This is a genomic window from Serratia sp. KH_031, from assembly GCF_057839655.1.
In genome coordinates this window covers 1,790,527-1,802,619 of sequence record NZ_CM174496.1, presented here as the reverse complement: position 1 = coordinate 1,802,619, position 12,093 = coordinate 1,790,527, and the positions used below count along the sequence as shown (strand labels likewise).

Genomic DNA, 12,093 nt, shown 5'->3' with positions numbered 1-12,093 from the left:
GGCGGTTTTTTTATCGAAGAGGTTGTGCCGCGACCCATTCCTGCACTTGGCGACGAGAAATTTTGATCCCCCCTGATTTCAGTTGTTCCGGCAATTTGAACAAGGCGACAGGCCGCTGGAAATTAGCCAGTCTCCCCTGAGCCCAATGCAGCAACTCCGCTAGCGAAATGTCCACTTCACTATCAATCACCGCCACTGGTCGCTGACCGAACTCTGCATCATCAACCGGCACCACAAAGACTTGCGAAACTTGCGGATGAGCAGCCAAAACACGTTCGACGTCTTCGGGTTGAATACCTTCACCGCCGCTAAAAAATAGGTTATCCAACCGACCAAGAATACGCAGTTCACCCTGCTCCATCACGCCGCGATCGCGAGTATGAAACCAGCCTTGTTGGTCGGTAAGCGGTTGCAAAGCACCATGACGCCAATAACCCAGCGCTAAGCTCTGCGCACGGAGCCACACTTCCTCATCAACCAGTTTTATTTCTCGTCCGGCTAGCGGCAACCCGACGCCCGGTAACGCATCGGCGCGCTTAGCACAAACGGTGGAAGCCAGTTCGGTCAAACCATAACCACACCAACAACGAATACCTGCAGCTTCAGCTTGTTCAGTCAATTCTACCGGGATCATCGCACCACCGAGCAGTACCGCTTGCAACGAGTGATCCGTTAACGGCTGTGATAATAAACGCCACAGTTGTGTTGGCACCAGTGAAGCATGAGTGCAACCCGCTAATGCGTCGGTTAATGGGCTCATCTCACGAACTACCAGCGCCGCGCCTACCGCCAACCAGCGCCAAACGATGCCCTGACCGGAAACATGAAACAAAGGTAGAGAAAGCAACCAACTGTGGTGCGATTGGAAATCCATCAAACGCAACACACCGTCCGCGCTGGCGAGATGCCCGGCGTAGCTGTGTGCAGCCGCTTTGGGTGAACCACTGGAGCCGGAAGTCAGCGTCAAAGTCGCTAAGCGCTGTTCATCCCACTGCACCCTTTGCAGATAGTGCCCCACCATTTGTGGCGGCGTGAGTGGCAGTACCGAATCGGGCAAAGGAGGTAAGGTATCAGGGCTGAACGCAAAAGCGATGTCCAACTCAGGTAACAACGTTGCCAAGAGTGAGGTGGGTAATGAAGGATTTAGTGGCAGCAACCGTGCCCCACACTGCAATAACGCCAAATAGGACAACAACAACGGATAGCTATTTTTTCCACTTAGCGCGACACCACAACCAGGTGTAACGCCCTGAGACTGAAAATCTGCGGCTAAGGTATCAACCTGTCGCTGCAACTCTTGCCAGCTTATCGCCTGTTGCCCAACCGTAACCGCCGTGGCTTGTGGACGCTGTGCTGCCCAGTGCCGCCACGGCCAGTCGCTTAACTGCGCCATACGCACTCCAATGCCTCAACCTCCAGCAATGGGAGTTCGCTGCCTGGCCACGGACGCAGCAATTGTGCCTGCATCAAATTCAACGTATCCAACCCCGGCACGGTATCTGGCGTCAACCAATGAGCCATTCGCGCCAGTTGCCCTAAAGCCAAGCTGGATTCGATACTCGAGCTAATGACCGCCGTCAGACCCACGTTATGCGCTTGAGCGATAAGATCCTGACAGCGCGCCAAACTACCCACCAGCGTCGGTTTAATGATAATTGCCGCGACGCCCGGTTCAACCTGCACCACAAAATCCGCCTCACGCACGCTTTCATCCCAGGCGATGGCAATACCCGTCACCTGCGCGAAATCGCGCGATTCATCACGGGTTTTGCAAGGTTCTTCGAGGAATGCGATACGATCGCGCCATGCTGGGTTAACATATTTAGCGAAACTATCGGCTTTGGCTCGCGTCCAACTGCGATTGGCGTCCAAGCGCAGTTTCAGATCTGGCAAAGCTTCCAACAGCACGTTGACCACCATGCCATCACGCACCGCTTCATACAGCCCGACCTTCACTTTAGCGACCTTCTCGCCCGGTAACGCAGTCAATACTTCGAACAACTCATCAGGATCGCCAGTACACAAAGGGGCTTTGCGATAATCAGCTTGAACCGGCAGTTCTTCATTCAGTTCCGCCAAAGCACAACTGATGCCGAACGCCACTGAAGGCAAATCACTTTCTGCAGGTTGTTCCCCCGCTTGCCAAGCCTGCAACCACACTAAGGTAGCCTGCTGCGCCTGTTCCAAGGTTTCTTGGCTGAATTCGGGCAGTGGCGCGATTTCACCCCAGCCTTGCCGTTCGCTCTGTTGCAAGTGGATCAACAAACCATCGCGAGTTTTCAGCCGTTGATTGCGTAGCACTACGCCTGCCTCCATCGGCAGGCTGTAGCGATAAATCGCCGCGTTACGGGTTGATACCGTCATTACGGGTTACGCTTGAATTTACTGAAGTCCGGCTGACGCTTCTCAACGAAGGCGTTACGTCCTTCTTGGCCTTCATCAGTCATGTAGAACAGCATGGTGGCGTTACCCGCCAACTCTTGCAGACCGGCTTGACCGTCGCAATCAGCGTTCAGCGCCGCCTTCAGGCAACGCAGCGCCATCGGGCTGTTTTGCAGCATTTCACGGCACCAACGCACGGTTTCTTTTTCCAGACTCGCCAACGGAACTACGGTGTTGACCAAGCCCATATCCAGCGCAGCAGCAGCATCGTACTGACGGCACAAGAACCAGATCTCACGCGCTTTCTTCTGGCCGACGATACGCGCCATGTACGAAGCGCCCCAACCGCCGTCGAATGAACCGACTTTAGGCCCGGTCTGGCCGAAAATAGCGTTATCCGCCGCGATAGTCAGGTCACACATCATATGCAGCACGTGGCCGCCACCGATGGAATAACCCGCCACCATCGCCACCACCGGTTTCGGGCAGGTACGAATCTGACGTTGGAAATCGAGCACGTTCAGGTGATGCACACCGCTGTCGTCCTGATAGCCGCCGTAGTCACCGCGTACTTTTTGATCGCCACCAGAGCAGAAGGCTTTGTCACCCGCACCGGTCAGAATGATAGTGCCGATACCGTCGTCATAACGGGCATTCGACAACGCTTCAATCATCTCTTTCACCGTCTGTGGACGGAACGCATTACGCACCTGTGGACGGTTGATAGTGATCTTGGCGATACCGTCGCTGGATTTGTGATACAGAATGTCCGCGAAATCACCAGTGCAATCTTGCCAGTCAACGGCTGCGTACAGTTGTTCTTCATTCGGATAGAGCATGTTCGGTTCCTTTAACCAGGGTTAACCAGAAAATGGTGTAGCTGGAGGGCGAAGTCTTGTGGATTCGCCAGATGCGCGTTGTGTCCGGCCTGCGGCACAATACGTAACGGCAATCCAGCTTCGCGCGTCAGCGTTTGAAATTTGTGGTCGTTCTCACCGCACAACACACGCAGTGGTAACGGCAATTGCTGTAATTGTGGCACCAACCAAGGTTGCTGCCCAAGCGAGGTCGCCTCTAACATATCCGCGACCGCCGGGCCGTGATTATCAGCACGAGCGGCGATCAAGGCTTCGCGGTGTACCGGGCTCAGGTTGGCGAAGACCGGTTGTTGATACCAATCTGCCAACACTTTTCTGACGCGTTCGGTACGAAAACGCGTAGCCCAAGCGGCATCGTGTTCTCGTCGCTGGCTGCGCAGTTCATCAGTCGCCAAGCCAGGATTACCACCTTCGACGATCACGCCCTGTAAACCCGTGGTATCACCATAGCAGGCGTGATACATCGCGATGCGCCCTCCAAGCGAATAGCCCACCAGCCAGTAGTTTTCAATTTGGTGTTGCTGCAACGTAGCGGTGATTTGTTGGCTGACATCGTCAAAATTCTCACAACGTTGTAGAGCCGAATCGCCGTGTCCCGGTAGATCGATCGCCAACGACGGCCACTGCGGCAAACGAGATGCAATCACCCGCCATTCGTTGTTGTTACCCAGCAGACCATGTAACCACACGAGCCATGGACGATCGCTTTCGCCCTGTTGTAATACGCGCGCAGCCAGCATCAGTGGGTTGCCTGTTTTTGTGTAGTAAATTGTTGTAGTACTAAGTGTTGCAGGGTTTCTGCCCCTTCGCTTGGCGTAACGACGAGTTCGATCAGCGTCGCCCCCGCGTGACGCCAACCCTGTTCAACCGCCTGTTGTAGCTGTTGCCAGTTTTCCGGGCGAGCGTAATTAAGCTGGAACATCGCCGCCGCATGACTAAATTCAATATCTTGCGGCATACAGTAGAAGCGTTGGCGATCGTCTTCTGGCGTCGGTAACAACGAGAAGATCTGCCCACCGTTGTTGTTCACCACTATCAGTACCGTCGGCGCAGAGCATTGGCGCAACAATGCCAAGGCATTCAGGTCATACAATGCGGAAAGATCGCCCACGACTGCCAATGTCGGCTTCGCGGTGGCGCGTTGCACCCCGGCAGCGGTAGAGGTTAAACCGTCAATACCGCTGGCTCCGCGATTACTAAACACCGGATAACCCGCAGGCAACTGGGCTAATGCATCAATCAAACGCACAATCAGGCTGTTCCCCAAGAATAGCTGACCATTTTCTGGCAGCAATTCAGGTAAGCGATGCGCCAATTGCGCCTCACCGAAACGATCAGCCAGATAGTCGGCAGTGAGTTCTTGTGCATCTTCCGCCAAATCTTCTAGTGCGCCCGCCCATTGGGTTCGAGGTTGTGCCGGGTGCAAATCGAGCCATTCCGCTACCGAGGAACGAATACGACGCCCACGGTGATGAGCTGGGTCTAATCGCCCAGTCAAATCGTCAATCAGCCAGTATTCTTCTGGAGCGCATTGTTCTTGCCATTGCAACAGGCGTTTACCGGTCAAGCTGCTACCAAACTGGATCACTAATTGAGCGTCTGCCAATAGAGATTTGGCCTGTGGATGTGCCAACCAAAGATCGGCGCAAGGCAATGGTTGACCGGTTTGTGACAGCGTATCGCCAATCAGCGGCCAGCCCAACATAGCTGCCCACTGCGCCAATTGTTGCCCTTCTTCCGCACTCATACGCCCAGCAATCACTACGCCACGTTTCTGTCGCCAGAAGAACCAATCAGGTTGTTTTTGTACGGAATGTGGGTTCTGCTCACGCAACCACGGATGGGAACCTTGCCACCAATCACCCAAGGTTTCAGACCATTCGGCGTACTGTTGTTCATCACCGCCATATAAGGGTTCGGCAAATGGACAGTTGATATGTAAAGCACCGTGCGACAGACGCGCCATCGCGCTGTCGATGGTGGAAACCAACCAACTGGCGGCAATATCCGGCGTGGGACGAGGAAGATCGATGTTTAAACTTGGATGGCTGGCATATAAGCCTTGCTGACGGATCGCCTGATTAGCACCACAGTCAATTAATTCTGGCGGACGGTCGGCGGTCAAAAAGACCAAACGTTCACCAGTCAGGCCAGCCTCAATTAAAGCAGGATACAGATTGGCCGCAGCCGTACCCGATGTGACAATCACTGCGACCGGTTCACGCGCCGCTTTTGCCAAACCCAGCGCTAAATGGCCCAGGCCACGTTCATCAAAATGGGTATGACAAATAAAAGAACGGTTAGCCGCCGCAGCCAACGTCAACGGCGTTGAACGTGAGCCGGGAGCGATACAGACGTGGCGGACTCCATGCCGTGCCAACGCTTCCAACAGCAGCGCCGCCCATCGGCGATTAAAAACACTTGTCGACATAAATTCGCGAACCCGCCTGTAAACAGAAATATTCTCTAGTGATTACCAAAAAGAGGTATCAAAACTAGAGCCATCACCCTGAATTATATGAGTAGTTATCGTTGCAGCTTTTGCGCTGGCGCAAAAAGGCGAGACTTCTTCACCTTGCGTTTTACGCGATGAAATCAATTCACTGATTTCATAGTAGACAATCATTTGATTTGGAACAAAAAATAAACTTTAGAAACACAATGAGTTTACACCGCCGCATTGAGCCCCTCAATCCGGCAAAGCGAATATTCTTATATTATGGCTCAAGCAATGTGCGTAACCCGGCGGCCTTATTTTCTATTTCCTGCCACTCTTGTTCCGCATCGGAACCCGCGACGATACCGGCACCGGCATACAATTGCAGAACATTGCCGTCAATTTGGCTCGAACGTAACGCAACGCAAAACTCAGCTTGCTGCGCACAAAGATATCCCACAGAACCCGCATACCAGCCGCGTTGGAATGGTTCATGTGACAAAATAAAATCGCGTGCCGCTTGGCGCGGTAATCCAGCCACCGCCGCCGTCGGCTGCAAACGTCGCAGACAATCGGCATCATCACGGCTATTCAACTGGCCTTCAATACAGCGGCGTAGATGTTGAACCTTGCGCAAACGCACCACTTCCGGCGGTAACACGCCCACCGCACTGGCTCCACCTTGCAAACGCTGGCAAATATCATCGACCACCAGCAAGTTTTCATGCTGGTTTTTACTGTCATGCAGTAACCAGTTGGCGAGCTCTGTGGCTTGAGATTTATCAGCATGATTGGCGACCGTGCCCGCGAGGGCTTCGGTCAGTAAGTTTGTACCCTCCCGACGATATAACCGCTCCGGGCTGGAACCTAGAAACGCCGAATCCGCCGTAAAACGCATCATAAAGTGATAGCAATCGCGGTTGGCCTGACGGCTGGCCGCCATCAATGACGGCGCAAACAGCGGACGTTTCAGCGTCAGCAGCGAGCTACGCGCTAACACCACTTTTTCCATCTGCTGTTGTTCGATCGCCGTCAGCGCTTGCTGCAACATATCGTTCCATGCGCTACGTTCCGGCTGATGTTGTATCGATTCGATGGCCACCTGCAATGTGGGGATCGGCTGTGCGGTAACCAATGTGCGCAGCCATTCTCTTGCTTGCTGCACATCGTCCTGCAACGAATGATCAGAATACAGATTCAGGGTTAGCTGCGTGCCTTCTGGTCGGCGAAACAACTCCAGACGCGGTAAGAACAGCCAAGCGCGATCGTCAAACGCATTCAGCCCCCAGATCCGGGCGCTATTGTGTTGCTGCACAAAGGTTTGAGCCTGAAGGAGTTGTTCGAACTGGTGTACAGCACCGCAGATTGCCGCCTCTTCCAGGCCATCACGATGTTGCCAATACAACTGGGGAAATTGCGGTTGCGCGGCTAACCACTCTAAAAGAGCATTCGCCAAAGATTCGGGGACGGGTAACGAAAATGGCCTAAAACCGGCACTAGCGGGCAAATCTTGCCCAAGCTGAACATCTAACTGTCGCAGCAAGCCCGAAAATCGTTTCACTACTACCTCATTAACCAAATCTAATGTAAGGAATTATACGGCAAGTCAATAATGTTTGACGGGAAAATAATGCCTGTTAACTAATGAGGAGTAGAAAAATTTACAGATCGGTACGAGGTTGTTTGACCGTTACTGGTGTTACCGATTTTTGACGGCGAGCCGCCAACCACAATCCGCTATTCTTCATGGCATAGCCAAATACCAATCCAACCAACAGCGAAATGGTCACCAACTGCCAATGACCCCCACCAGCAAACGTGGCGCAGGCACCAATAAACGTACCGGGCACAAAACCTAACCATTGTTGTTTTGCCTGAATACACATCAGGAAAGCCACTACGCCAGTCAGCAAATATCCCAACAGATTCCAAGCGGGATCTAGCGCACTACCGTGGATAATTACCATCGCCCAAAATACGCCACTCAGGCAAGTCAGTGTGCTAATCAGCAACCCTTTCAGGCCGCCCTGCGGACAAGCGAAATACGCCGTACAGCCAAGAAAACCGGCCCAACTGAGCAAACCGAGACTTACCGCTACCCAGCCCCAAATACCAGAGAGGATCCCAGTAGTGACAGCAATGGCAAAAATTACGCTCATAAATTGTTCCGCTACAAAATAAAGCGCGCAGTGTACCCGAATTGCATTCCTTTTTTGTGATTAAAATCACACCAACAATGTAATCATGAAATGTTAAAACATTAAATTCAGAATCTGATCACAAAAAAAGCGCCTGACGTTATCCATCAGGCGCTAATCATCACAAACAAGTGCTTTTCAGCTGACTATTTTATGTTCCGTACAGGAGCCCCGTTAGCCACATAGTAATCGGCGTTGCTACGCGCCAACGGTGGGCGGCCACGAATCATGTCGGCAATTTTCTCAGCAATCATGATAGTAGGTGCGTTCAGGTTCCCGGTGGTAATGAGCGGCATAATTGACGCATCCACTACGCGCAAGCTCTCTACGCCATGCACCTTGCCATCATTACCGACAACGGCCATCTCGTGGTAACCCATCGCATTACTACAGGATGGATGATAAGCCGTTTCCGCATGTTCGCGCACAAAGCGATCGAGATCCTCATCCGTCTGACAGTTGGTACCTGGGGAAATCTCTTTGCCGCGATAAGGATCAAGCGCACGTTGTTGCATGATTTCACGCGTAATACGAATTGCTGCCCGGAATTCTCGCCAGTCCTGCTCATGGGACATGTAATTAAACAGGATTCTTGGAGCATCGTGAGGGTCCTTGGAAGTCACCTCAATACGTCCACGGCTCGGTGATCGCATTGAACCCACGTGAGCTTGGAAACTGTGCGTTTTGATCGCGTTTGAGCCGTTGTAGTTAACCGCGACCGGCAGGAAGTGATATTGAATATTTGGCCATTCAAATTCCTCATGAGTACGGATAAATCCACCGGCTTCAAAATGGTTACTGGCTCCGACTCCTGTGCCATTCACCAGCCATTCCGCACCAATAAGCGGTTGATTGTGTAGCTTTAGAGCCGGTGAAAGAGACACTGGTTGCTTGCACTCATACTGCAGATACATTTCGAGGTGATCTTGAAGATTCGCACCCACACCCGGCAGATCGTGAACCACAGGGATAGACAAGCGATTTAGCAACTCGGCAGGACCGACGCCTGAACGTTGCAAGATTTGTGGTGACGCAATGGCGCCGCCGCACAGTAACACTTCACGACGAGCACGGGCTTCTTGCTTCGCCTCTTTTTGCAGCCATGCCACACCGATCGCCCGCTTGTTATCAAACAAGATCCGATCGGTAGTCGCATGTACTTCGATAGTCAGGTTAGGACGGCTACGAGCCTGATCAAGATAACCGCGCGCGGTACTAGCACGACGCCCATGTGGCGTAACGGTACGATCCATCGGACCAAAGCCTTCTTGCTGATAGCCATTCAGGTCGTCAGTGCGCGGATAGCCCGCCTGCACCCCAGCCTCTACCATTGCATGGAAAAGCACATTATTGTCATGCTTTGGCGTGGTGACGCTGACCGGCCCACAATCACCGTGGTAATCGTTGCCACCAATATCACGACGTTCGGCGATTTTGAAGTAAGGCAAACAATCCAGATAACTCCAGTTTTCCAGCCCTTCCAGCTTCGCCCAGCCGTCATAGTCCATGGCGTTACCGCGAATGTAACACATGCCATTGATCAGCGAAGAACCGCCCAAGCCTTTACCACGACCGCACTCCATACGGCGGTTATTCATATGCGGTTCTGGCTCGGTGACATAAGCCCAGTTATAACGACGCCCTTGTAGAGGAAAAGCCAGCGCCGCAGGCATTTGTGTACGGAAATCTTGGCGATAATCCGGTCCACCCGCTTCTAACAACAGCACGGTGACGCTAGGGTCTTCAGTCAAACGTGTCGCCAGTACGTTACCCGCCGAACCTGCGCCGATAATGATGTAGTCGTATTCCTTGATAGTACTCATATAAACCTCAACGTCCTTTGTTAAAAGATAGAGCTATAGCGATCCAACTGAACCTGAACGGATTTGATGCGGGTGTAATGCATCAGAGTGCTGATGCCGTTTTCACGACCAACGCCAGACTGCTTATAGCCGCCAACCGGCATCTGGGCTGGAGATTCCCCCCAACAGTTGATCCAGCAAATACCGGCTTCCAGTTGGTGAATCGTGCGATGCGCTTTCGCCAAATCTTGGGTAACCACGCCTGCAGCTAGGCCAAAGTGGGTATTATTGGCGCGAGCAATGGCCTCTTCTTCATCATCCCAAGTGAGGATGCTCATCACTGGGCCAAAGATTTCCTCTTGGACGATGCTGTGGTGATCTTCACAGTCAGTAAAAATCGTCGGCTGGACGTAAGCGCCCTGCGCAAACTCGCCGCGGGTTTCGCGTGCGCCACCACAAAGCACACGTGCACCTTCTGCTTTACCATTTTCAATATGGCGCAGCACATTCTCCATGTGGGCGAAACTGGTCAGAGGGCCAAAATTGGTGTCAGCGTTCATGGGAGCGCCCATACGGATGCGTTTCACGCGGGTGACCAAGGCCTGTTCCAGCGCCGCTTTTTGCGAACGATGTACAAACACCCGAGTACCGTTGGTGCAAACCTGACCAGAACTGTAGAAGTTGGCCATCATGGCAATATCCGCCGCCAGCTCAATATCCGCATCAGCCAGAATCAGCAGCGGAGATTTGCCTCCCAGCTCCATCGTGACCTCTTTCAATGATGATGCCGCAGCGCTAGCCATCACTTTCTTACCGGTTTCAATACCGCCGGTGAAGGAGATTTTCTCGATGCGAGGGTGCTCTGTCAGCCATTGCCCCACTTGACGACCCGCGCCTTGCACCACGTTAAATACGCCATCTGGCACGCCAGCCTCGGTATAAATAGCCGCAAGTTTCAGTGCGGTTAATGGCGTGACTTCACTTGGTTTGAAGATCATCGCGTTTCCGGCCGCCAGCGCAGGAGCTGATTTCCAAAGCGCGATCTGGATGGGGTAGTTCCACGCACCGATACCCGCAGTCACGCCAAGGGGTTCACGGCGGGTATAGAAGAATGAGGTGTCACGCAGCGGATATTGTTCACCTTCAATGGCAGCAGCCAAACCGGCGTAGTATTCCAAGACATCGGCGCCGGTAACGATATCCACCGCCGAGGTTTCGGAGAAGGGTTTACCGGTATCCAAGGTTTCCAGATGAGCCAATTCATCATTGCGCTCACGCAGAATATCTACCGCACGCAGTAATATGCGCGAACGTTCAGTGCCGGTCATCGAAGCCCAAATCTTCTGGCCGCGCTCAGCACTCACCACCGCCCGTTCGACATCGGCTTCGGTGGCTCGCTGAACGGATGCCAGCACTTCACCGTTAGCTGGGTTGAGAGTTTCAAAGGTTTCGCAGCCGCTGGCGTCAGTCAGGCGACCATCGATATAGAGTTGTTGCAATGGAAATAGAGCCATCATTACTGTTCCTTCTGTTTTACCCGTCATACTTGAAGCTGCATCTTTGTTGGCTGCCTTTGCTCACCCTAGTCACTTGGTGGACCAAGCTCCTAGGGCTTCGCTCAGTTGCCGCCTCGATGCCGCTCCAATTATTTTGGGTAGTGTTGGCTTAGTGGATATTTATCAAGGTGTTGTCGGTCAAAGTGTTGTCAACATAGTCACGGGCAATTTCAATGGCTTTTTCCACGTTAAAATCAAGACCAGTCAGGCTACCGCGCAACCACAAACCGTCTATCATTGCAGCTAAACCACGAGCGGCTCGCCGGGCTTGCTCAACAGGCAAATGCCGCTGGTACTGACAGCAAATGTTCGAAAAAAGACGCTGATCGTTGACGCGTTGCAAACGGCGTAACGACGGTTGATGCATGCTGGCGGCCCAAAAATCCAGCCAAGCACGCATCGACTGCGCACTGGTTTGGCTGGGATGGAAGTTGCCTTCGATGATGGCAATTAGCTGGGCACGGGCAGTGTTTTCAGCAACGGCTCGCTTGGCAGCGACCGCGTTATGAAGATCGCGCAAAACTTTGCGCATAGTGGCATTCATTAAGCCCTCTTTGTCACCAAAGTAGTGGCTCACGATCCCGACAGACATACCGGCCTGGTTGGCGACCTGCATCAACGTCACGCCAGATAACCCCACGTCTCCAATGGTTTCAAACGCGGCGGTGATCAGCTGTTCTTTTCGCTGTTTAGTGATCTCTTTACGGCTCATTACGGTTCCAAATGCTTAGTCAGTTGCAGCGTTAAATTCATTGATTGAACGTTCAATCAATCTATCTTATGCTGCGAAAATGTCAAACACGTGATTCATAAATGTTAATGACGTGTTTGCATGAAGAC

The 12,093-nt window shown here is 52.7% G+C and carries 10 protein-coding genes; all 10 read right to left on the bottom strand.

Annotation, left to right across the window (positions count from 1 at the left end; translation table 11 throughout):
- Positions 1-10: 10 nt before the first annotated feature.
- Positions 11-1,393, bottom strand: a complete 1,383-nt coding sequence (gene menE, locus AC3ISQ_RS08015) for an o-succinylbenzoate--CoA ligase (RefSeq protein WP_489352128.1) — start codon at positions 1,391-1,393, stop codon at positions 11-13.
- Positions 1,381-2,364: an o-succinylbenzoate synthase gene (gene menC / locus AC3ISQ_RS08010; protein WP_489352126.1), complete on the bottom strand. Its 984-nt coding sequence runs from the start codon at positions 2,362-2,364 to the stop codon at positions 1,381-1,383. The genes menE and menC overlap by 13 nt, the downstream gene beginning before the upstream one ends.
- On the bottom strand, positions 2,364-3,221 hold the full coding sequence (menB, locus tag AC3ISQ_RS08005; RefSeq protein ID WP_489352124.1) for a 1,4-dihydroxy-2-naphthoyl-CoA synthase: 858 nt from the start codon (positions 3,219-3,221) through the stop codon (positions 2,364-2,366). The genes menC and menB overlap by 1 nt, the downstream gene beginning before the upstream one ends.
- Before the next feature lie 11 nt (positions 3,222-3,232).
- On the bottom strand, positions 3,233-4,000 hold the full coding sequence (gene menH, locus AC3ISQ_RS08000) for a 2-succinyl-6-hydroxy-2,4-cyclohexadiene-1-carboxylate synthase (RefSeq protein WP_489352122.1): 768 nt from the start codon (positions 3,998-4,000) through the stop codon (positions 3,233-3,235).
- A complete protein-coding gene (menD, locus tag AC3ISQ_RS07995; RefSeq protein ID WP_489352121.1) occupies positions 4,000-5,691 on the bottom strand; it encodes a 2-succinyl-5-enolpyruvyl-6-hydroxy-3-cyclohexene-1-carboxylic-acid synthase in 1,692 nt (563 codons plus the stop codon). Before menD ends, menH begins: the two co-directional genes overlap by 1 nt.
- Before the next feature lie 286 nt (positions 5,692-5,977).
- The gene (gene menF, locus AC3ISQ_RS07990; protein ID WP_489352119.1) at positions 5,978-7,258 is read right to left on the bottom strand and encodes an isochorismate synthase MenF; all 1,281 of its coding nucleotides are present in this window, start codon (positions 7,256-7,258) and stop codon (positions 5,978-5,980) included.
- Between the two features lie 100 nt (positions 7,259-7,358).
- On the bottom strand, positions 7,359-7,856 hold the full coding sequence (locus AC3ISQ_RS07985) for a DUF1097 domain-containing protein (RefSeq protein WP_489352117.1): 498 nt from the start codon (positions 7,854-7,856) through the stop codon (positions 7,359-7,361).
- A 185-nt stretch (positions 7,857-8,041) separates the two neighbouring features.
- Positions 8,042-9,718 carry a choline dehydrogenase gene (gene betA, locus AC3ISQ_RS07980; RefSeq protein WP_489352115.1) on the bottom strand — a complete coding sequence of 559 codons (1,677 nt, stop codon included), beginning with the start codon at positions 9,716-9,718 and terminating at the stop codon, positions 8,042-8,044.
- A 20-nt stretch (positions 9,719-9,738) separates the two neighbouring features.
- Positions 9,739-11,211, bottom strand: a complete 1,473-nt coding sequence (gene betB / locus AC3ISQ_RS07975; protein WP_489353185.1) for a betaine-aldehyde dehydrogenase — start codon at positions 11,209-11,211, stop codon at positions 9,739-9,741.
- A gap of 151 nt (positions 11,212-11,362) precedes the next feature.
- Positions 11,363-11,965, bottom strand: coding sequence for a transcriptional regulator BetI (gene betI / locus AC3ISQ_RS07970; RefSeq protein ID WP_489352113.1), 603 nt, complete (start codon positions 11,963-11,965; stop codon positions 11,363-11,365).
- Positions 11,966-12,093: the final 128 nt, after the last annotated feature.

Coding starts and splice junctions, on each gene's coding strand:
- menE (WP_489352128.1), bottom strand. CDS start 1,393: ATGGCGCAGTTAAGCGACTGGCCGTGGCGGCACTGGGCAGCACAGCGT.
- menC (WP_489352126.1), bottom strand. CDS start 2,364: ATGACGGTATCAACCCGTAACGCGGCGATTTATCGCTACAGCCTGCCG.
- menB (WP_489352124.1), bottom strand. CDS start 3,221: ATGCTCTATCCGAATGAAGAACAACTGTACGCAGCCGTTGACTGGCAA.
- menH (WP_489352122.1), bottom strand. CDS start 4,000: ATGCTGGCTGCGCGCGTATTACAACAGGGCGAAAGCGATCGTCCATGG.
- menD (WP_489352121.1), bottom strand. CDS start 5,691: ATGTCGACAAGTGTTTTTAATCGCCGATGGGCGGCGCTGCTGTTGGAA.
- AC3ISQ_RS07985 (WP_489352117.1), bottom strand. CDS start 7,856: ATGAGCGTAATTTTTGCCATTGCTGTCACTACTGGGATCCTCTCTGGT.
- betA (WP_489352115.1), bottom strand. CDS start 9,718: ATGAGTACTATCAAGGAATACGACTACATCATTATCGGCGCAGGTTCG.
- betB (WP_489353185.1), bottom strand. CDS start 11,211: ATGGCTCTATTTCCATTGCAACAACTCTATATCGATGGTCGCCTGACT.
- betI (WP_489352113.1), bottom strand. CDS start 11,965: ATGAGCCGTAAAGAGATCACTAAACAGCGAAAAGAACAGCTGATCACC.